This is a genomic window from Synechococcus sp. MVIR-18-1 (assembly GCF_014279835.1).
Taxonomy (GTDB): Bacteria; Cyanobacteriota; Cyanobacteriia; order PCC-6307; family Cyanobiaceae; genus Synechococcus_C.
The window spans coordinates 178,180-199,628 of sequence record NZ_CP047942.1 but is presented as its reverse complement, the minus strand read 5'-3'; the positions used below and the strand labels follow the sequence as shown (position 1 = coordinate 199,628).

Genomic DNA, 21,449 nt, shown 5'->3' with positions numbered 1-21,449 from the left:
AGATAAAGTGAATTACCAGAAATACTCAGAAAGTTCGGGCGAAAATCTATGATGCTTCTGATTTGATGATGTCCAGACAGAAAGGAAAAACATGATAAATAAAATGACATTTGCTTTGTTGAAAAATGGTTCCTTGGATTCAGTGACAAACATGAGAATATATATTATTAATATTGCTAGTTTCAACTTAATAGGCTGAATTTTTTTAATCGTAGTATATCCCATCCAAAGAAATAGTCCGTGATGCAAAAGACATCCAACTATTCCAAAATAAATGAAGTAACACAAATAGCCTGGATCACCATAATGATCAAATTCATTTGCCGGCACAAAGATGCCGTTGCCGAAAAAGAAATCGTTAAATTGATTCGGCAGTCTCCACATTTCAGCAATAGCGCTTATCGTACTATCTTCGGTTTGATTTATAATGTTATGGAAAGGAAGTAAGGACCAAGAAATAAGATGAGTGCGCAGTTCAGGCGAAACCAATTGCATGAAGAGTCAATAAAGAGAAGAATTTTCATAACAATGTGGGAATAAATATTTACAAATAACTATAATCTTAGCATGGTTTTAATTTCATCAAAGCAAGTTTTTCGCAATCATGAATAGGCAAAACCACCAAGAATACGCAAATATTGAATATAAAACAAAACTAATTAATCTTAGCCTGAAGAGAAAAATGCGAAAAAGTAAAGTAATTTAGAATTTGATTGCCTAATATTGGACGTAGTGCGGGGTATGAGTTTGGAGAAAACCATTTGACGTTAACGGCATAATATCCACTCCTCAAAAGAAGGTTTGACCACTCAGAAGGATTAAGATGTTTGTTCCATTCAATGGAAGGCATCAAGGGATTAGCAAAAGGCAAATACTTAAAAACGTTGCTTCTAGAACAATCAGAGATAAAAATATTTGAATTAGACCTACAGATTTTTCTGATTGAACTGAAAAGATCAATATAGGCAGATGAACCAAAATTCGATTTATAGTAACTCTCTACAGCGGGTTCATTGACATGATTAATAGAATTAGCAAAAACAACATGATCAAAATGATGATTGACCTTGTCTGAAGCTAGATAATCCTGGATAGTAAGTGGATAGAATATCAATCTATCATAAACTCCTAATTCATGCGCTAATGATGAAATTTTAGAAGTAATACCTTGAGTACTACCAGAAAACTCTGGCTCTAACAAAGTAACAGAAGAAGCCCCATTCAATAGGGTCCACATTGATAGGAGTCCGCTTCCGCCGCCAACATCGAGAATATTTAAACCTTCAAAATTACAACCTGAAAATATATAGTCACAATGCTGTATAAGGTTTTCAGGAGAAGAATAAAGACCTAGATCACAAAGTCGTTGAGCTATCAAGAATTGATCCACAATGAAGAATTAAGGCAGCAAATTGACTTTAACACAAGAGTCGGCAAAGCCCCCTGAAACAAATCAGAACCATTTGTGCTTATAGTATTACTATGCATCGCACGTCAAAACAAGGCAATCAAGAGCGCCCAAAAGCGAAGCAAGGCAAAATAGTATCAGCAAAAGACCACAATATTTTCAAATAATCAAAAGAAATAAAGAAAAGTTGATACTAAAAGCAATCAATGAAAAACAAAGTAAAAACAAATAAGTGTTTAAAACAAAAGAATTAAGAAGAAAGATAAAACTTGAATCGGCGGAAAAACGAAAAGAATAGCAGAAAAAAGATTAGGAAGAAAATAGAAAATATGCTTTTGAGAAAGACAGAAGGATCACCGCTCTGCACGAAACCAGGAATAGAAAAGAAAATATATAAGACAATAGGCGTATACCTGTGGCTTAATTCAATAAGGAAATAGCCTTGCTTTTGTATAAAACCTAATAATAAACCGTAGAGAAACATCCCAAGGATCACACCCAAAAAATTACCCCCGTACCAAAAAGAAGCAAGAATTCCGGGAGGTATGCCTCTAGAAGGATCGCCAGTCAAAAGGAACGAATTGACTTCAGTAATTCTAAAGGGCTTATCAACAATAAAACCTAAAAGTCTTGTAGGTATAAGGTGGAGAGGTGATACAATGAAATGATAAAACCAATTAATTTCAAGATTTAATTTTAAAACATTTGATAAAGACTTGAACGGAAAAGCAATTTCCAAGATCACTCTGTCGTATAACTTACTTAATCGTAAGCCCTCAAAAGAAGAATAATCTAAATTATCTTCACGAAAGAATAAAGCAACCGTGCCAATCAAAGCTTTACCATTCAGTATAAAGAATAAACCGAATAAGAATACTACAGCTAGAAGTAAATAAAGCCTGAAGGTAGAATTTCGGAGTGAAAAAAATGAAATACTATAGAAATTAAGGTATACAAATAAAGATGCGATAATTACCGTCATCAAAGTACCTCTACTAGCATTAACAAGTCCGAAAAGAATAGAAATAAGGACACTTACGATGAAAACAAAAACCCATTTTTTGCTAAATGAGACCTTTGATTGAATTTCCCACTGAGATATAAATTGAGCTATAAAAGCAGTGCCGATAAAATATAACGCGACAGCTCCAGAAGAAACCTCGATAGGCGCAGTTCCGGTAAAGCGAGAAAGTGCGCCGAAAGAGATGGCATTCAACAAGCCACCATAAGAGTCGAGATAAATCAAAAGGAAACCACCAGAGAATGCGATCAATAAAAATACAAAAATATAAAAATCACGAGGTTGCGGCATATATTTCTTGCTAATACGAAACAATGGCAGCAAGAGTGAAAACTTAAATCCAAGATAGAGGAACAAAAGACCGAAAACAGATATAATAAAAACGGTAATGTCAATACCACTACAATAAGGCTCACATTCGGAGACAAAGGGGATAAGCATCGGAGCTACAAAATAAAGCAAACAATATGATAAAACCGCCAATCTGAAAGAATCAATAACAAAATATGTACGCCTAGAATATTCAAGTATGAAAACAATGAACAGCGCTATAAGCACAAATAAGAAAATCATAAAGAAGCAAATAACAGCGACGAAGACAACAGAAAACTAGGCGTGGTTCATTAAGAAAGCATTTTAAAGACAAGAAATGTGCTAAACATTAAAGCCAAAAAAGAGACAAAAAGCAGAACAAAGATAGACAATAATATTGTAATACAACCCAGGGAAAGAGAATCTAGAGAGAAGCAAAAGGAATTACAGCGAATAATAAAGACATTATCAATCAATAACAGAACAAATTTATTAAAATCTAGGATAACTTTGAAAATTATCACAACAGAGTATGTTCGTGCTAACAAGCACGCCCTACAACTAAAAAACCGACAAAATCAAAATCGAACACCAGTAAAAGAAGCAATTTTCAACAATGCTTTTACCGATATTAACTTAATAGTATGTCGCTAATGGGGGGGGGGGGTAAAAGTAAACTGTATGCTTTCAAGGACTAGACAGATCAACTCGGTATATACTTAAATATAAATTTTAACAAATTCCGGCGTTCTTCTCTGCTGAAAAGAAGTGAGAAGCCCAGAACAGAAGTAATCACCAACCCGAAAATAATGAAGGTGGACTCAATAATAGGAGAAACTACTTGACCCAGCCAACCGGCTACAAACCCTATAAAGGTTGTCACAAGAAACAATAATAATATTGGTTTGTATGACCAAGGTAATGGATATGCTCTTTGAGCGAGCCAAGATGCAGATAAAGCCTTAGCAATGTGTCCTGACAGAACACCCAGACCAATCCCCAGTAGCCCAAAATAGGGTACAAAAAAATAAATAAAAGATAGTGAAATAATAAGGGAAGCTAGGTACGGGTATATATTTAAATGGCTACGCTTTGATATTCCAATGCCCACCTCACTGATCCAGCTTGTAGCCTGAATGGCCAAACCTAAACAGAGAGGAAAAACCACAACAGATGCACCACTGTAGTCATTAGAAGCTAGAATTGATATTATTAAGCCAGTAAAGAGTGTGAGCAATAGAACTAGTAAACATACCCCAAAAGAAAATAGGCGAAGCACTAAATTATAAGTATGAGAAGCATCCTCTTCTTTGTAAACAGATAAGGAGAAAGGCCCCCAGGCCGTCTGAAAAGCACCAATTACTAAACCAATCAACATTGCGATTTTAGATCCAGCAGCAAACAAACCTAAGTCAGTGGAGCCTAGTAATCTCTCCGTAAGCATTCTTTCTAGAGTTGGTAAAAAGGCAGCTGTAACACAGATAAGACCCATCGGAAATGCATAATTCAGCATTTCACGCAAATAAAAGATATTATATGGCCTTACGATCCATCTTCGTACAAACAACAAACCAAGCAAGCCGAAAATAAAGTTAGTTATCAAAAATACAATTAATACTGTACGTATAGTTGCGTCAAAGCGAAATACAGCTATCAAAATACCAGACGCTTGTAACGCGGACATCCCAAGTGTCATAGTTAAAAAACGCTTTCTATCAAATGTCCACTTCAGAATGTTTCGTGAAAAATTTATCAGCAAAAGAAATGGGAACTGGAGCAAAATTAAGCGAAAAAGTTCTGTTGCATATAGATTGTTTTTCATAGGAAACACTACAGAGATTATCTGATCGGCGAAAATCCACAATATTGGAGCAGCAACGATAATGAGGCCTATTTGAAAAAAAAGTGATTGAGAAATTAATTTCTGTCGGGCATCAAAGGCAGTGTACTCATAGAAATATCTTGAAACTGCAGAATCTTGGCCAAAAATAAACAAAGTTGCAAGAAGTCCGCCAATACCCAGGAAAAAGTCAAGAATGCCATACTCAGCAACACTAAAATGACGCGAGAGAACAGGAAAAGTCAGCAACGCTAAAGCCTTGCTTATGGCAGCTGATCCACCATATAGAATAGAATCGCGAAGTAGAAACTTTAAACGATCATTCGAGGTTAAAGTCCTTAGTTGATCAATGTTCGATGGCAAAATTGATTCCTTTCAATTAATAGTTAATCAATGATTGGCTGTAGAAGATTCGGAACAGACAACATCAAGCCACCTCTTTGCCATAGCAATACCATTATATGTATCGAACCATTCACAAGCCGCTTGGCCAATCTTAGCCACTTCTTCTGGACATTCAGCCGCGTACAACAGCTGTTCAAAAACATCAGATTCGGTTCTTACTGAGAGCATTGGTGGAGGTGGGTAACCAAACATAGTTGCAAACTCACCATCATTAAACAGATTTCTTTGCAATAGCGGCTTACCAGCCGCTAATGTTTCCCACCCTGTTCCACCCCAGATCATACGCGAAGGGTTCATAAACTCTCCAACACCCACCGATATACGACTAAGAATCCACATGATCTCTCTACGCGACATAACTGGTAGCCAAGTAACATTTTCATGAATTCCCAATTTTCTTACAAGTTCCTTAGTTGCCGCCACATCAGGTCCATACTCTACAATAAGAAGGCAGGCACGAAGTGAGGGTAGACGAGACAACAACTTGGAGAAAGCATGGATTAACCAATCCGAATTTTTAGTTGCCAAAAAGTTTTCTTCTTCTGAATAAGATTCATTATGCGTCCACATTAGTCTTGCATGATGGAGAACAGTGAAGTCTGCATTAGTAATAGCCTTTTCAGCAACAAATTGAGTAGAGGTAATTGGTTTTAAAGGTAGATTCTCCTTGTTGTAAACCATTGGCGTTGAGAGAAGTAAGTTTGGAATTCCCAGCTTAGAACATAACAAACCGGTAACTTCATTATCAAGAACAATAACGGATTTAGAGCGTAAAAGACCCTTAAGCTGCTGACGTCGAATTGCAAACCCGAACATACGTCGAATCCAACTTCCTCTTGAACTCGCGGTAAAAACGTATGAACCAAGAAACTCGACGCCCATGGAATATGGATAGAAAAGATCTAAACCTCGGTCAATTCTTATCAATGCCGCAGGGGATGAACCTGATGCAATCAATAAATCATAATCGCCATACGTGTTTCTTATTTCCTCTCGACTAACAGGACCAGGAAAGAAATCTTGGTCGGTAGTCTTGGATCTGAACCTTGCACGAATCCCTAAGATAAATGATAAAGGAAAATCGAAAGCAGATATTGGTGCATTAGGAATCTCGGTCTGGTGGATGAATGGAGCCCAACATTTTAAATCCCAGGTATCTGCCTCTGGAGTGAAATGACTTAGAGAAGATAAACCATCATTCGAATATAATAACAAATGCGCGTCCGCACCCAGATCACGGAAATAACGCATCAGTGAGAAATTATTATTGTTCATGTTTCCGATAAGTCCAATCTTCATTGCAGATGATTGCAAAATAATTTATTTAGTGTAGGTCAAAAAATATCGCTAATCCATTAGTTTACAAAAATATACCAGATCGAATGGACGGCAGTAATCAAGAAATCTTCGAGGGAAAACTTTCTTTATCAACGGCAAAATTGCTGAGCTCCATACACAAGATGGATCATCCTTTCTAAGGAGAGTAAAGACATATTATTGTTATTATAGCTGCGTAGGGGTTGATATTGTGCCAACCCACGGTGATGACGCGGCCAGGTATCCATTGATTCCAAGTTGTTATTATTCATATTGCCTATAATTCCAATTTTCATAAGAAACAGAAAATCAAAAGACCTCTAAACGTGAGCAGAAGTGCTAATAGCTAAAAATTATTTGCAATATGTTAGCACATAGTCCGATGGATAAATATTGAAGCGCGGGCGTTTTATTGATATAAGATGAAAAAAGAATGTGGGCAATAATAGCAACGGGTTAAACATGAATTAAAATAAGAGTTTATTTGCGAAAACATAGTACTGACAAGCCAAACAAATTAAGAAAGAGCCAAATGGGACTAAAGTAACATGCTGTAAAAGGGAGGGTTAATAAACGAAAGAAGGAAAAATAAAAGGTTCAGTTTAAAACGTTCAAGAGATCAGACTGAGCAGGAAAGTTAACAAGAACACCCATGCCACGCTTTTGGAACACAACCATGCTGCCAAGCGCAACAGCAGAGGCACCACCTAAAGAAACTGCATATCCTATATCTTGTAAATTTCCAGCTCCACCATGCGCAATAACAGGAACCTCCACTGCACTTGAGACGTTGTGAAGAAGATCTATGTCAAAGCCAGACCATGTGCCTTCACGAGCTATTGAAGTAAGCAAAATTTCGCCAGCACCATATTCGACCACTTTCTTTGCCCATGAAATTGGGTCGATACCAGTTCTATGTTTGCCGTTGCAACTTCGCACGGTCTCTGAGCCCCAGAAACCCTGTTTAACATCAATGGATACAATTACAGCTTGACTTCCATATATAGATGATATTGAGGTAATAATAGAAGGATCTTTAAGGGCAGATGTGTTGAGGACGACTTTTTCAATACCTAAGGAGAATAATGATTGTGCATCTGAAAAAGAACGAACACCACCACCATAGGAAAGGGGCATGAAACACTCGTCAGAAAGCTGACGAATGAGATCTAAGTCCGGACCACGAACATGCCTATCGGAGGATATATCAAGAACCATAAGTTCATCAACTTCTAGATCATTAAAAATCCGAACAGTGTTACAAGGATCACCAATGTAATTAGGATTTTTGAAGTTTACAGTTTTAACAAGACTTCCATCTAAAACAAGCAATGCAGGAATAACTCTAGTTCTTAACATGCTATCTCCGCAAAATTTTTCAAAAGCTGCATACCAAAACGATGACTTTTTTCAGGATGAAACTGTACGCCGAAAATATTATCACGATGGATAGCAGAGTGAAACTCAACACCATATTCAGTTTTCATTAAACAATTATCCGGATTAGCCGCTAAAACAAAATAGGAATGAACAAAATAATAACGAGATTTCTCAACAATATTGTAAGTAAGTGGTGTTGAGGAGTTAATTTTGGTAAGATTCCATCCCATATGAGGAACTTTAAGCAATGGTTTACTCGGAAATCTATGTGTTGAGCCAGGTATCCATCCTAAACCTGACAAAGCGCCCTCTTCGCTTGAATCAGTAAATAACTGCATTCCCAAGCAAACTCCCAAAATAGGGATTTGATCTACTAAAGCTTTTCGATCAAGAGCATCACGCAAACCAGAAATACTATTTATGCGATCCATCGCTGCATCGAAAGCCCCTACACCTGGTAGAACGAGCTTCTCGGCTAAACTTATTTTGCTAGCAGAAGATTCAACAACAGCATTGACACCAATTTTCTTAAACATATTGACCATCGAACCAATATTACCCATGCCATAATCAACAATAGTTATCATCAGTTAGCGTTATAAGGGAAACAATACTTTAGATAAAAACTTTCAGGTATCAAATTAGATTTAAGCAAAATATAAAAGAAAGGGCGAAACTTTTCAAAACGTTTTTTATAGGTCGGATAATCCTGCCAAGTCTTTCTTGGAAGGTTCATAATCTCTTCGTACTCAGAATCAGACAATTGCATCCGTTTTTTCATATATTCTACTAAACCATCCTCAACGATAGGGGGAGAATCGAGTTCAGATAAAGCATCTGCACGATCAATTTTACCTGAACGTACAGAGGCTGAAAGTGAATTTGCTCTTGAATCTAGCGAAAACTTTTGAGGTCCTAAAACACTATGCTGGAATGCACCTGTTCTATTTTCTAAATGATGCCCGTCATAATAAATCCAGCCAAATTCTCGAGCCAGCAATTCCCTGGCTTCCTCCTTACTGTATTGAACAAACCATAGAGGTCTAATTTTTTCAATACGATAAACTGTTATCCACTTGATAAAATCAAGAAAAGACATATTAGGAAAGGTGTCAAGGGGCAAACTCCCAAATATCTTTTGAACACTCTTCATGTATTTACCATCTGCATACATAGTACCCAGCGGTGAAATACCCTCGGCAATATATGAGTGACCTTCTAATTGATATTTGACGCCATACTTTGCTGCTGTTGAATAAAGCAATTGAGGAACACCAATATCAGCAAATACATCAAAATCTACTACACTGGCTTTAAAAAAAGATCGATAAATATCTTCTGCCTCTTTTTTTGCCACTACATGCGTAACAAGATCAATATCTAATGCCGATAAAACCTTATAAATATTCTGGGTGGCGATATCGTTATTGAAAGTATTATCAAGGTGAACAGCAAGAGGTCTCAAGCCATATTTTCTTACTGCTAAGTAAGCCATATATGAAGAGTCAGTTCCTCCGCTAACTCCCATAACACAGTCGTAAGGCTTACCCTTTCCATCTTTTTTTATTTTTTTTACTATTTCATCAAACTGCTTTTCACCCTCAGGAGTTCCAGTTTTATACTTTAACTTCATCTCGTCAATCTGACGGCAGTAATTACAAACACCTTCTGAATCAAAAGTAATCTTAGGGATATTCACATTATCATAAACACATCTAGTGCAAGTAATTTTGGCGTCAGGGGTTCGGCAAGACTTACTATCAATATGTAAACCCTGGGAAGAGATCGAACTCACTTAAAACAAAAACCTTATAATTACATTTCAGTGTAGCACGTGCCAGTGAAGCGAGGTATAATGGTCAATCGATATAGTGGCAGATGTGAATGAGTAAAAATTAGAGAATTAGTGAAATCATTAAAAATCAGGATAGTAGCAATCAATAAAAGCCTCGAGGCGTGATTTACAACGATCTCGAATGCTAATGAAAAAATCTCTAGGGCTGCATACTGCGCCATCAACAGAAATTTTATGAACATCAAGTAAACCGTCATTACACAATATAGTTACAGAACCAGAATCAACACAGCGAGATATAACCTTGCCAGCAATAATTCCTTCATAGCGGACATAAGGAGGCAAACTAGCATGCAATATATAAACTTTTTTTCCTTTGTAGTAGGTGAAGGCGCATGGATATGGAGGGGATTGGGCTCTGATGAAGTTGAAAACTTCAGTTGCTGAAAGATTCCAGTTAATTTCGCCGTCTGATGGCCCTCGGTGACATGAAAAAGAAGCCTTTGATTCATCTTGTGAAGCCAAACATAATTCGCGATCTAGCAAAAGATTAATAATATTATTAACAAGTGCAATGTGGCACTTTTCATATTCAACAAAAACATCCTCCAAATGCATATGTGAACTTAATGGAATTTCAGCACAAAGAAGAGATCCATCAGATCTTGAAATAAGAGGACCATCATCAATACCTGAAGAAAGCTGGTATCCTTGTAACGAAACAGTATCTTCACCATTAATAATCTGCCAACTTATTCCTGCCCAACCACGATATCGGGGTAAAGGGGTCCCATGCACTGCAAGAAAGCCAAATTCAGTTGAATTTAAGAAAGAAGTTGACAAAAGTGGGCGCCATACTCCTATTCCTATCAATGCCTTAGATTTGAATTTCTTTACTTCATCTTCTAAAGCAGGTGTAACCTTATTTATGACGCAATACTTTAACTGACTTTCAGAACAGATATTAGCAAGAATTTGAGAGCTAGATATATCGTCTTGATTTCCTTCCATGATAATAACTAGAGGAATATAGATGTCATCTCTAAGTAAAAGGGATCGCAAAGTATTAACCGCGCGAGATGTCCCACCGATTGGAATAATGCTCAGTTTTTCAACCATGACTTTGCTCCTTGAAAATCCATAACAAGGTCATTAGAGATAAGCGACTTAACAACTGTATCAATAGGTAGACCAGACAGCCGTTGTCTAGCCATCAATTCACCCACCTTTAAGCCAGCCGCATACAACGTAAGAATAGGTCGACAACCCAATTCAGCTAATTGATAACTAATAAACCCAAATGGAGCAATTTCAGAAGGAGCATAAATCAGACCAGAAGCCAAGAGACCCTCTTTTTCAATATTTCCAGCCATTACTGCAATTTTTAGATAAGGATTACGCTCAAATACTTGGGAATATTCGAGCAAACCGCCTCTACCAAGTAAAAGTACAGGATTATGATGTTCAGCCAACAACATATGAGTATAGCGACTGCCAAATGATTCGAAATAGTTGGAAAAATCGGAATAATCTAAATCTGCATCGGAACTGTCAGAAACCCAATAAATTTCTACATTTAAACGTTTGAGGTAATCAACAAGTGATTTGCCAGGTATTGGTGAATTACCCAAGATCAATAAAGGGCCTCCATCATAACCAAGGCTAAGTAAGAGCTTTAAGCCTGCAAGGGCAATATGAGGACGCATATCGCACTGCAAAGACTGCTCATTAGTTCCAAGGACTAAGATCCCTCGATCGTGACATCGATTAAGATCGAAATCCGTCTCTCGGAACTCCCATGTCTCCCACATTAAAGGAATCACCGCTGTAGGCTTCAAACTATCGATGAGGCTTCTATCTATTGGCCTTACATGTCCAGAGTTTGTAACTATGTCTGCAGACGCTAGTTTAGAGTAGTCTCTTTTATTAATACAAGTAAGAGAATCGGCAACATTAAACTCCTTGGCTAAATCATAAGTCTGAGTTATTATATCAGTTGCATTGGCATAGCTACTATCAGAAACCTGTGCAGTAACGGATTTTGCACCGGCAAGAGCTGCAAGAATAGGGGCATACATATAGGGCCCAGATGCGGCCTCAGTATATATCCTCAACCCATCAAGATTTAAGTCAAAAGAAGAAATTAGGTCGCATATAATATTCTTATTTATCATTGTCATGGGTTTTAATTAAGTTTAAAAGCTGATTACGAACACCGTGTCCCGGAAAACGATAATCAATTAATTGGGAAGCATCATGATGTACATTCCTCGAATTTTCATAGCGTTCGATAGATTCTGTATTTAGAAAAACATGAATTGGATGAAAATCAAATACTTTAAGCCCTTCTCGCGATAACAAAAGATCTGGCTCAGTGCCCTTAGGATATAAACAAAAAACATCATCCTCCCAAAAATGGGGAACTTTTATCAAGCCATTCCAGAGAGACCAAGGCTTTAATACAATTTTAGATTGCTCAGGAATAAAATGATTACAATCAAATATAAGTCCTTTCTTTGAAAAAACATCCTGCAGTCTGGAACTTTGAACCATAGAATGGCTGCGTACTGATACCGCTTCAGGGACAAGATTCAAAAGGTCATCGATAATTTTGTCGATAGATTGTGTATTACAAGGACCGTTGAGCAAATTATTAAAATTTGGATGAATACCAAGTTCAAAATTATTATTATCACGCAACCTAGACAATAAAGGTGTGTCATGAGTAACAAACCATGTGGCAGGGATGTTATAACTTTCAACCAAGTTAATGCAGTCAGCTAATATCTCATCACAGGCCCAATCGATGTCGAAGGTTAAAGAAGACACATCTTCAAAATGAAATTGCGGAAGACATCTAGAAATTGTCGACCATCGAGTTACATTATTATGTTTTGATATTTGCTTGTTCACAACAAATCACTTATCAAAATAATATCTGAATTCAAGCCGGAATTCAAAAGATCCGTTTTTATTTTAGAACCAAAAGTTCTTGACGCGATTAAAATCTTATCAGGTTTATCAATGAATAAATCTGCGCGACTTCGTACTTGTGAAGAGAATGGTGGATAAAATTTGCCATGCAAGGCTGGAGAATCATCGTAAAATAAGAAATCATTATCTGGTGACATTAAATTCAACAAACGACTTGGGCAAAATATCCCTAGCTGTCCTTTATTAAGCCAATTGTTAAACATACTCGAAAGCTTAGATTGCGCTTTGAGTATGCCACTAATATAGTCTGAGTATTCGACCAAATGTATATTAGATACTTGTGGGATTTGCACCTCTAAAGAAATTTGGGCAACTGCATATAGACAACGGCCATACTCAGAAGGATAGACTTTTCCTGTTAAACCCGATTCAATTAAAGTATTTAGCAATGAGTGCTTGGTGAAATAGTGAAAATGTTCATGCAACAAAATACTTGCATCACAATTAGAAATTTCAAGTGTGCAATCTGGTACTGCAAGAAATATATAACCATTAGGCTTCAAATAATTTTTTACATCAGTAAGAAATGACTTTGTATCTTTAATATGTTCTAGAACTGTATAGAACACAATTACATCAAATTGACCTGAAATTTCCGCTGATGGAAAAAAGTCATTAATAACATCTACATCATTAGAGATCCATTGGGGCTGATATCCCGTTCCAGGCTCAATACTAGTTACAGTCCAACCCTCTTCACTTAATCGTTTACTTAAAAATCCAGTACCAGCACCGATCTCAAGTAAAGATCCAGAATGGGAGGAAAATTTGCTAACAAAGGATATGAAATCGTCAACATACGGTCTACCAAGATTAGTATCATCCGAGGGCGTTCCCATCTCATTTCCAACAAGATAGGCCTTTTCTAGCAAAGATTCTAATTCTTTATTTACAGACTGTTCTAATCTGCAAAGAGATCTATTTAACTCTAATTGAAAAGGATATGTGCTAGGCAATCCGGAAGGATTGTTGGATGTTAAAGAAGCTCCAATACAGAATGGCAAATTAGGAATCAACAAAGAGCTTGAGTTCATTAGAAATTCCTCTCAAAATCTTCATGAATGAGCTTTTTGACTGATTTATCAAGTGTACATTGAGGTTCCCAATTATAGTGGTGTTTGGCAAGAGATATAGAATAACGTGCAGTTTCAGCGTCACGAGGATCTGATTGACCTGTATGTTCTATGGATCCAGATTCTAATGATGAGACAACTGTTTCAGCAAGTGATGCCATTGTAATGGGTACGCCAGATGCAACATTGAGAATCATTGATTTGGGTTGCTGAAGAATTTTAATAATCAATTGGGCAATATCAGAAGTATCTATAAAATCTTGCTCTCTATTGCCACTGCCCCAAATTTCAATTTTACCGCCTATGCGAGCTTTGCAAATAAATCGACTTAATACCAATCGAGACTTTAATCCAGAACCAATAGGAGCAGAAAGTCTTAGGATTGTAGAGAGGCCATCCTTCAAAAAAAGCTTTTCTCCATCAAACTTTGCTTCAAAGTACGGAGATGCAATTTTTAACTGAGAAGGATCTTTTTCGAATTTGATATCCTGAAGCAATCGATCATAGAGACCGCAAGTTGAAGCATAAATGAGTGGGACACCGGTAAGTGATTGAATATTAAGTATATGTTGATCCATTCTTCTTGTAAGCTCTGCAGAGTAAGAATTGTCCGGATAATTTAAACTATGAGGTACAGCTGCTGCGAGATGGACAATTGCAGAAAAATTTGAAGCATACTTTAAAAGTTGCCCAGTATCATCTGCGAGATTGACTTGCAAAGCGTTATGCAAAGTATGACACTTACGGCGATGAGTTATTGGCATAAATGGAATATTTTGAGACAGCAACTCGTTACACAACTGTCTGCCAATAATCCCATCTGACCCAGTGATTAAAATCATTTGTGTAAGTTAAGACAGTCTAGTTTCGACTAAACTTCGAATAATATTGCCCTCTTCGTATGAAAAATTTGTTTTTATATCAGCTCCATATATGTGCTTTTGAATTAAGATATCTGGCTCATTATAGCCAACCATAGCGCGAAGAGAAGTAGTCCCAGAAAAGCGTGGATTTATCTCAAAGACTTTTACGATTCCATCAACTAATCGGCACTGAATATTAACAGGGCCTCGTGCTCCAATGGATTTTGCAATTGCGCTACATTGAGATGTTACCTCAGGATAACGACCAATTTTACCTTGACTCACTCCTGAACTAATGACTAGCTTTGATCCAAGTTCATGTTTGTCGGTATGATTATTGACAGACATTCTAATATTGAGTTGACCAGTAAGTGCTCTCTTTACGGCAATTGAATTAATATAGTTTCCATCCATATCATGTAGTACTCCTACTGTGAACTCATTATCGGGAGTTCCTACGTATTCCTGTACGAAAAATTTAGTTTTTTGCTCACCTAAATTTAAGTACTCAGCGAGTCCATAAAGCTCACTACGATCTTGGGCTATGTATACATTAGCCGAACCACCGCCACCAACTGATGGCTTAACAACAACGGGATACCAGTCAATATTAGCAAAATCATCCTTATTTGAAATAATAGTGAATTTTGGTGATTCAAAGCCTAGCTCTGACAACTTTTTGTTAGTCTTTTCCTTATCCATGCACAGATCAATAACAGATGTTGGATTAATTGGCAAGAAAACACCAAAGCTCTCGATCTTTTCGCGAAACTTTGCAAAAAGCTTTAACTCAGGTTCGCACCCATGAAAAAGAGCTTTAATTTGATATCGTTCAATAAGTCGGAATAAGTTTTCAATATAATCAGGCGAAGAGGCTAATGGTAATACTTCACTTTTATCTACCAATTTAAATTGAGGACAATCAGCATTAGCATCTGCACCAATAATTCTGTAATGATTTCTTGAAAGCATGAGAGCTTTCAGAATCTGCTCGCCATGACCTCCGCCACCCATGGCTGTGATTAAAACGTTGGTCATAGTAGATCTCCAAAAATTGAATGACTTCTTCTTTCTAAAAGATTGTATACTGATTTATTGACTGTTGGGTACGCAGTTAATAAAGTTTTTGTTTGCTCATAAATTGGAAAACGTATGATTTTAAGATCTTGAGAAATTGGATTGTAAAGACATGCTGCACCATAACGTCCATCATCACGAGGCAAGCCACAGCTTCCAACATTTACAAATGTTGTACCGTTGTTAGATCTTATAAAAGGATGATGGGTGTGACCCATAAAAACTATGGAATCTCCAGGATTAAATTGCATCAAATCTGTATCTGGGTACACATATTCATTTGTAAAATCATTTGGGCTCCCATGAACAAATAATACTGAAGTTCGATTTATTGTTTCTCTCCTGTGGGTAGGCCATGACCTTACGAATTTTGATAGGCAACTAGTGATATTTTGACGGACAGTTTGAAACTGATAAACCCTTTCTTTCTCAGAGTTTACATTATGTTCAAGTAGCATTATTTCATGATTACCTAATATACATTTTATATCCGTCCCCATATGAAGCAAATCCTGAACAACTGATATGGAAGGAATATAGCCAACGGCATCTCCTAAGAAATAATATTTTTTAGCGCCTAGAATGCGTAGATGCTTAATAGCAGCTCTAAAGCCGGATTGATTTCCGTGAGCATCTGACAATATACCTATCACAAGTTTATATCACTCAACAGAGTTTCTACATTTAAAAGTGACCATATTAGTAAACGTCGATTTTGCTTCCCATCAAGATGTTGTTCAACAAGAGTTCTTACAGTGGATCTATCAAGAACATCATAAATGCGAGCGTTGCCATGGAGCAAAGTCCTTTGTACGAAGTCAATACTTTCTCCCTTAAACCAACTTGCGTCAGGAGAAGAAAATCCTTGTTTAGTAGCACGTGCTATATCATCGGGTATGTATTTTTTCATCATATCACGCAGAATTTGCTTCCCATCATTGGTTTTTTGAAAAAATTGCTTTTGCTTGTCGCCTGGGTCATTTTCATTGATTTTAATCACTTCCGCCAAGTTGTTTAACTTCAAGCTCACAGGACAGTTCATAGCAAATTCAACTAAATCATTATCCATAAATGGCACTCTGTTTTCCAAACTTTGAGACATTGAGAGTTTGTCTTCAACAGTAAGAAGACCATGCAAAAATGTTTTTGCCTCAAAATAAAGAGAATGGTTAATATAATCTTCCGGTCGATCTAATTGATTATCGTGAGTTTTGAAAACATCGCGAAAGATATCTCGAGTCCATATGTGCCCTACGTCACCCCAAATAGGCGAAAACATTTTCTTCAGTGTATTATTATCAACTAATCTTTGCCAATAAAAGTAATACTGATCAATGTACTCCTCAAAGCTTTGTGCGTTTGCAGCTCGATAATAGCGCCAAGGGTAACCACCAAAAAGTTCATCACCTCCACTACCAGATAAGACTACTTTAACAAATTTACTCGTTAACTTTGCAGCATAAAAATTAGGATAGCTTTGACCAACCCTAGGTTCCTCAAGATGTTTTGATACTAATGATAAAGAGCGCTCCATATCACCTGCTTTTAATACCATTTCGTAGTGTTCAGTTTTGAACCTAGCTGACATAAGCTCTGCTTTCGAGCGTTCATCAAAACCGAGCTCAATTCCAGAAGCAGAGCTCAAATCAAAACCGCAAGTGAAAGTTTTGAGATTAGGAAAACTTTGAGCTGCTATCGCCGTAATTGAACCAGAATCCATACCGCCTGATAAATAAGCGCCGAGTTCAACATCGCTGACAAGCTGACGATTAACGGCCTGCCTAAATAAGCGATCAAGTTCTTCAATATATTCTTGACGAGTAGCAGTTGTTTGAGGCTCGCGAAATCGATAATCCCAATATCTTTCTATTTTGGGTTCAGTATGACCCTCCATATTGAAGGTAAGATGATGACCTGCGGGCAGCATATATATATTCTTCAAAAATGTTTGATCAGTGAATATATTCTGAAAAGTAAAATATTCTAAAAGCGCTGATTTATTTAGTCTCGATGAAAAATCTGGATGTGCAGTAATCGCTTTCTGCTCTGAAGCAAAAGCAAATACCCCAGATTGAAAAGAATAATAAAGAGGCTTTACACCGTATCTATCTCGAGCCAGTAGAAGACTGCTTTCTTTTCGGTCCCACAGTGCAAGAGCAAACATACCATTGAACTTCAGCAATGCATCATGGCCCCAGTGAGCCAAAGCATTCAGAACGACTTCACTATCTGTCTGACTGCGAAACCAAAAGCCCTCAGCTTCTAATTCAGCGCGAAGTTCGCGATAGTTGTAAATCTCGCCATTATAACTAAGCACATAGCGATGATCAGAACTGATCATCGGCTGATGTCCTGCAGGGCTCAAGTCGATGATGGCGAGGCGCCGGTGACCGAGTCCAACACTTTCATCAATCCAATGGCCTTCCCCATCAGGGCCGCGATGAACAATGGCATCGGTCATCTTTTTGAGAATGACCGGAGAAACCGAATCTCCATTGAGATTGATCAGCCCAGTGATGCCACACATCAGGCTTTACTGCCTCGAACAATATCAATTACGTAAGTCTGCTCCTCACTACTCATGCCATGGAAAAGAGGCAATGAAACACTGCAATCGTTTGCAGCTTGAGCCGCTGGAAATTGTTCAGGATTCAAATGGTACTTGTCGCGATAAAAGCTCAACATATGCACAGCATGAGTAGCTGGCCTAGTAGATATTCCTTTTTGCTGCAATGTTTCCATCCAGGCATTACGCCTTTCCTTGATTTGCCCCAGCAAAGCTTGATCAGAAGTCTTCAATGCTGTGCTCAGTAGTTCAGGTTCGAACAAACACGGGTAGCTCTGGTAGCCATGACTGCAACCTAATGACACCTTCGGAGTCTGTAGCCAGTTCAACTCGGAGAAAGCTAAATCGTAGCGTTCAGCAAGTTGACGTCGCTCAGCCACAATTGCGTCAGCACGGTGCATCTGGGCAACACCCAATGCTGCCTGCAAATCGGTCATTCGCTGGTTATAGCCGGCGTCAGGGTGGTCTGCCAGTAGATAAGGCTTTGGTCCCAAGTGCCGTTGCAGATCACTCATAGCTGCACCATGGTCGCGAAGACGACGCAGACTCTCAGCCAACAGAGAATCATTAGTGGTAATCATCCCGCCTTCACCAGTCGTTATCGCCTTTCGGGGGTGAAAACTGAAGCAACCGGTATTACCAAGAGTTCCAACGTGCCGACCATGAAAAGTTGAGCCAAAACCACAGGCAGCGTCTTCAACCACCCAAAGATTATTTTTTTGAGCGATTTCGTTAATTACGTGCATATCAGCAGATAATCCAAACAGATGAACTGGCAGTATCGCTTTCGTGCGCGGTGTAATCAACGATTCAATCCCTGCAGGATCAATATTAAAAGTCGATAAATCGATATCGGCAAATACAACTCGACCGCCCAAATGTTCCACCACATTGGCTGTAGAGATCCATGTGAAGGCGGGAACAATCGCCTCATCACCGGGCCCAAAACCCAAAGCGGCCAGAGACATATGCAGGGCTGATGTGCAGCTCGTCACTGCAATACTGTGGTCAGCACCCGTGAATGAACTCCAAGCCTGTTCAAACTCACGCACCTTGGGGCCCTGAACCAGCCAACCGCTGCGCAGTGGCACCAGCACACTCTGGATTTCATCCTCTGTAAGCCCTGTACGGGCTATAGGCACTTTCATTGATGGATGGGTCGTCATACCACCACCCGCTGTGCGTCACGTCGGGCTTCAACTTCAGCTTTGTGAGAAGCTCGCCAATCGATCAAACGTTGCAAACCCTCACGCAGTTCAATGGCCGCGGTGTAGCTGATCTCTTTTGAGGCTTTCTCAGGGCAGCCAATGCGATTACGCACCAAAGTTGCCTGACTGCGCGGTGCATAATTAATAGGATTTTTTGAACCCGTGAGTTCAATAAGTATTTCAGCTAATTCTTTAAGCGAAGTTCGAATACCAGTTCCTACATTGTAAAAGGAATCTGTTGCATTCGCTTTCATCGCGCACACATTGGCCTGAGCACAATCTTCGACAGCAACAAAATCAAATGCTTCAGAACCATCTCCAAGAATGGTTGGACTTTCGCCACGATCAATGGCATCCAACATCTTCATAATCACAGCGATGTAGGCCCCCTGGTAATCCTGTCTTGGTCCATACACATTCATGTAGCGCAGACCCACGTAGTCCAATCCATAACGATGATGAAATGATCGCAACATCGCTTCTCCGCAAATCTTGGTAGCGCCGTAGAAGTTCTTATTATTAAAGGGATGGTCTTCAGTCATTGGTTCACTCAGAGCATCGCCATAAACAGATGCCGATGACGAATAGACCAACCGATTCACTCCTGCTTTTACGCAGGCTTCCATAACATTGAAAGTGCCGCGCACGTTCACATCAAAGGCCGAACGCGGATAATCGTGGCACTGCAATAGCCAGAGCGCTGCAAAATGGAAAACACCATCGACACCCTTCATTGCGGCTTCCAGAATGTCGGTCTGCAGAATGTCGCCCCCGATGTCATAAACCTTGAAGCGAGGATCCTGACGGACTGCAGCCAGATTCTCCATGCGCCCACGTACAAAGTTGTCGTAGACGATCACCTCGCCCACGTCTTCGCGCAAAAGCGAATCAACAGTGTGTGATCCAATTAGACCGGATCCACCGATCATGAGAAGCTTTTTGCCGCGAATGTCCATTTAGTGAGAAGCGAGGGAGGATTCTTTGATGATCAGATCCGCCAGAGCAAAACTGGCGGTAAACGCAGGAGAGATTGCGTTGAGCACATGGGTGCTTGCGGGTCCATGCTCCAGACGGAAATCCTGAACCAATGTGCCTGATCTACGATCGTAGAGCTGGGCACGGATTCCCACCTTCTGGCTTGGGATGAGATGATCACTGCGTAGGCCTGGCACCAATGCCTGAGCTGCCTTTAAAAACAAGGGCTTGAGCCCATGCAGAGCCTGCTCTCTGGCGTATTGGCGAAATCCACCAGCATTGCGCCACCACTGGCTTGCCAGGTCACCCAAAAATTCAAGCGCCATCAATGGTTCAATTCCATCAAACCCTCTGTAATTCTCACGCCCCAAGGCAGGAATGGCTGTTGGCCCAAGGCTGATGCTGCCGTCAGGGCTTGGGGTGACATGCACCCCAAGAAACGGCACATTGAGATCGGGCACTGGATACAAGTTCGTGGTGAAGTTGAAGGGAGCTCTTGGATCTAGTTGCCAGTAAAGGCCTTTGAACGGCAGAAGGGTGCAGTCATGACCCAGTCCAAACACCTTGGCGATCCGATCGGCCTGCAACCCCGTGGCATTGAACAAATGTCCGTAGGACAGGGTGCTGCTTTCTCCAGAATGCTTCAGATTGAGTTGCCGTTTGTCAGGAGACACACCACAAACGGTGGCACCCAAAGCGAAGCTCACACCACGCTCCCGCAAGCGTTGCTCAAGGCGTTGCATCACAAGCTTGGGCTTCACCACACAGGTACCCGGGCTCCAAAGGGCACGGCCACTGGCCGTGCGGCCATCCGGCACTCGCTGCTTAAACTCTTGATGATTAATAAGCCGCACCTCGGCTCCATTGGCTCGGCCACGCTCCAAAAGCAACTCCAATTGCCCGTCTAGCTCAGAAGTCTGAGGCGCAATGACTTTTCCACAAGCTAGTAGAGGCAGTCCCTCATTTTCACACCAAGCACGCAAACGACGAGCCCCCTGCACACATACTTTTGCTTTGAGGGTGCCAGGAGGGTAGTAAATGCCTGCGTGCAAAACACCGCTGTTCCGACCAGAACTATGCCGACCGATCTCGGGTTCCTTATCGATCACTGTGATTGTGAGATCGGAATCACGCTCGCTGAGCTGGTAAGCCAACGCCATACCGACCATGCCTCCGCCCAAGACAACGATGTCTGTGGTGATCTCAGACATATTG

General features: G+C 39.5%; 19 protein-coding genes. All 19 read right to left on the bottom strand.

Annotation, left to right across the window (positions count from 1 at the left end; translation table 11 throughout):
• Window positions 1-12: 12 nt before the first annotated feature.
• The gene (locus SynMVIR181_RS01000; RefSeq protein ID WP_186589681.1) at window positions 13-495 is read right to left on the bottom strand and encodes a hypothetical protein; all 483 of its coding nucleotides are present in this window, start codon (window positions 493-495) and stop codon (window positions 13-15) included.
• A 160-nt stretch (window positions 496-655) separates the two neighbouring features.
• Window positions 656-1,390 (bottom strand): hypothetical protein, encoded by a 735-nt coding sequence (locus SynMVIR181_RS00995; protein ID WP_186589680.1) that lies wholly within the window; start codon window positions 1,388-1,390, stop codon window positions 656-658.
• Between the two features lie 268 nt (window positions 1,391-1,658).
• Window positions 1,659-2,912: an O-antigen polymerase gene (locus SynMVIR181_RS00990; RefSeq protein WP_186589679.1), complete on the bottom strand. Its 1,254-nt coding sequence runs from the start codon at window positions 2,910-2,912 to the stop codon at window positions 1,659-1,661.
• Window positions 2,913-3,444: 532 nt separating this feature from the next.
• Window positions 3,445-4,944 (bottom strand): lipopolysaccharide biosynthesis protein, encoded by a 1,500-nt coding sequence (locus SynMVIR181_RS00985; protein ID WP_186589678.1) that lies wholly within the window; start codon window positions 4,942-4,944, stop codon window positions 3,445-3,447.
• A gap of 27 nt (window positions 4,945-4,971) precedes the next feature.
• Complete coding sequence (locus SynMVIR181_RS00980) at window positions 4,972-6,285, bottom strand: glycosyltransferase (protein WP_186589677.1); 1,314 nt, start codon at window positions 6,283-6,285, stop codon at window positions 4,972-4,974.
• 615 nt (window positions 6,286-6,900) lie between these two features.
• Window positions 6,901-7,662 (bottom strand): AglZ/HisF2 family acetamidino modification protein, encoded by a 762-nt coding sequence (locus SynMVIR181_RS00975; protein ID WP_186589676.1) that lies wholly within the window; start codon window positions 7,660-7,662, stop codon window positions 6,901-6,903.
• Window positions 7,656-8,270, bottom strand: coding sequence for an imidazole glycerol phosphate synthase subunit HisH (hisH, locus tag SynMVIR181_RS00970; RefSeq protein ID WP_186589675.1), 615 nt, complete (start codon window positions 8,268-8,270; stop codon window positions 7,656-7,658). The genes SynMVIR181_RS00975 and hisH overlap by 7 nt, the downstream gene beginning before the upstream one ends.
• Complete coding sequence (locus tag SynMVIR181_RS00965; protein WP_255444348.1) at window positions 8,270-9,478, bottom strand: N-acetyl sugar amidotransferase; 1,209 nt, start codon at window positions 9,476-9,478, stop codon at window positions 8,270-8,272. The genes hisH and SynMVIR181_RS00965 overlap by 1 nt, the downstream gene beginning before the upstream one ends.
• A gap of 120 nt (window positions 9,479-9,598) precedes the next feature.
• Complete coding sequence (locus SynMVIR181_RS00960) at window positions 9,599-10,597, bottom strand: methionyl-tRNA formyltransferase (RefSeq protein WP_186589674.1); 999 nt, start codon at window positions 10,595-10,597, stop codon at window positions 9,599-9,601.
• On the bottom strand, window positions 10,582-11,658 hold the full coding sequence (locus SynMVIR181_RS00955; RefSeq protein WP_186589673.1) for a hypothetical protein: 1,077 nt from the start codon (window positions 11,656-11,658) through the stop codon (window positions 10,582-10,584). Before SynMVIR181_RS00955 ends, SynMVIR181_RS00960 begins: the two co-directional genes overlap by 16 nt.
• Window positions 11,642-12,307 carry a hypothetical protein gene (locus SynMVIR181_RS00950; protein ID WP_186589672.1) on the bottom strand — a complete coding sequence of 222 codons (666 nt, stop codon included), beginning with the start codon at window positions 12,305-12,307 and terminating at the stop codon, window positions 11,642-11,644. Before SynMVIR181_RS00950 ends, SynMVIR181_RS00955 begins: the two co-directional genes overlap by 17 nt.
• A gap of 80 nt (window positions 12,308-12,387) precedes the next feature.
• Window positions 12,388-13,506: a bifunctional 2-polyprenyl-6-hydroxyphenol methylase/3-demethylubiquinol 3-O-methyltransferase UbiG gene (locus SynMVIR181_RS00945; RefSeq protein WP_186589671.1), complete on the bottom strand. Its 1,119-nt coding sequence runs from the start codon at window positions 13,504-13,506 to the stop codon at window positions 12,388-12,390.
• A complete protein-coding gene (locus SynMVIR181_RS00940) occupies window positions 13,506-14,387 on the bottom strand; it encodes an NAD(P)-dependent oxidoreductase (protein ID WP_186589670.1) in 882 nt (293 codons plus the stop codon). The genes SynMVIR181_RS00945 and SynMVIR181_RS00940 overlap by 1 nt, the downstream gene beginning before the upstream one ends.
• 9 nt (window positions 14,388-14,396) lie before the next feature.
• Complete coding sequence (locus tag SynMVIR181_RS00935) at window positions 14,397-15,446, bottom strand: ATP-grasp domain-containing protein (RefSeq protein WP_186589669.1); 1,050 nt, start codon at window positions 15,444-15,446, stop codon at window positions 14,397-14,399.
• Window positions 15,443-16,126, bottom strand: a complete 684-nt coding sequence (locus tag SynMVIR181_RS00930) for a metallophosphoesterase (protein ID WP_222929418.1) — start codon at window positions 16,124-16,126, stop codon at window positions 15,443-15,445. The genes SynMVIR181_RS00935 and SynMVIR181_RS00930 overlap by 4 nt, the downstream gene beginning before the upstream one ends.
• 8 nt (window positions 16,127-16,134) lie before the next feature.
• Complete coding sequence (gene asnB / locus SynMVIR181_RS00925; protein ID WP_186589667.1) at window positions 16,135-18,012, bottom strand: asparagine synthase (glutamine-hydrolyzing); 1,878 nt, start codon at window positions 18,010-18,012, stop codon at window positions 16,135-16,137.
• Window positions 18,012-19,217 carry a DegT/DnrJ/EryC1/StrS aminotransferase family protein gene (locus tag SynMVIR181_RS00920; RefSeq protein ID WP_222929417.1) on the bottom strand — a complete coding sequence of 402 codons (1,206 nt, stop codon included), beginning with the start codon at window positions 19,215-19,217 and terminating at the stop codon, window positions 18,012-18,014. The genes asnB and SynMVIR181_RS00920 overlap by 1 nt, the downstream gene beginning before the upstream one ends.
• Complete coding sequence (locus tag SynMVIR181_RS00915) at window positions 19,214-20,215, bottom strand: NAD-dependent epimerase/dehydratase family protein (protein WP_186589666.1); 1,002 nt, start codon at window positions 20,213-20,215, stop codon at window positions 19,214-19,216. Before SynMVIR181_RS00915 ends, SynMVIR181_RS00920 begins: the two co-directional genes overlap by 4 nt.
• Entirely contained in the window at window positions 20,216-21,445 is a 1,230-nt protein-coding gene (gene lhgO / locus SynMVIR181_RS00910) for an L-2-hydroxyglutarate oxidase (protein ID WP_186589665.1), read from the bottom strand.
• Window positions 21,446-21,449 lie beyond the last annotated feature (4 nt).

Bases quoted from the DNA above. Each gene is read 5' to 3' on its own strand.
- SynMVIR181_RS00940 (WP_186589670.1), bottom strand. From the start codon at position 14,387: ATGATTTTAATCACTGGGTCAGATGGGATTATTGGCAGACAGTTGTGT.
- SynMVIR181_RS00915 (WP_186589666.1), bottom strand. From the start codon at position 20,215: ATGGACATTCGCGGCAAAAAGCTTCTCATGATCGGTGGATCCGGTCTA.
- SynMVIR181_RS00980 (WP_186589677.1), bottom strand. From the start codon at position 6,285: ATGAAGATTGGACTTATCGGAAACATGAACAATAATAATTTCTCACTG.
- SynMVIR181_RS00920 (WP_222929417.1), bottom strand. From the start codon at position 19,217: ATGACGACCCATCCATCAATGAAAGTGCCTATAGCCCGTACAGGGCTT.
- SynMVIR181_RS00945 (WP_186589671.1), bottom strand. From the start codon at position 13,506: ATGAACTCAAGCTCTTTGTTGATTCCTAATTTGCCATTCTGTATTGGA.
- SynMVIR181_RS00955 (WP_186589673.1), bottom strand. From the start codon at position 11,658: ATGACAATGATAAATAAGAATATTATATGCGACCTAATTTCTTCTTTT.
- SynMVIR181_RS00960 (WP_186589674.1), bottom strand. From the start codon at position 10,597: ATGGTTGAAAAACTGAGCATTATTCCAATCGGTGGGACATCTCGCGCG.
- asnB (WP_186589667.1), bottom strand. From the start codon at position 18,012: ATGTGTGGCATCACTGGGCTGATCAATCTCAATGGAGATTCGGTTTCT.
- SynMVIR181_RS00975 (WP_186589676.1), bottom strand. From the start codon at position 7,662: ATGTTAAGAACTAGAGTTATTCCTGCATTGCTTGTTTTAGATGGAAGT.
- SynMVIR181_RS01000 (WP_186589681.1), bottom strand. From the start codon at position 495: ATGCAATTGGTTTCGCCTGAACTGCGCACTCATCTTATTTCTTGGTCC.
- lhgO (WP_186589665.1), bottom strand. From the start codon at position 21,445: ATGTCTGAGATCACCACAGACATCGTTGTCTTGGGCGGAGGCATGGTC.
- SynMVIR181_RS00935 (WP_186589669.1), bottom strand. From the start codon at position 15,446: ATGACCAACGTTTTAATCACAGCCATGGGTGGCGGAGGTCATGGCGAG.
- hisH (WP_186589675.1), bottom strand. From the start codon at position 8,270: ATGATAACTATTGTTGATTATGGCATGGGTAATATTGGTTCGATGGTC.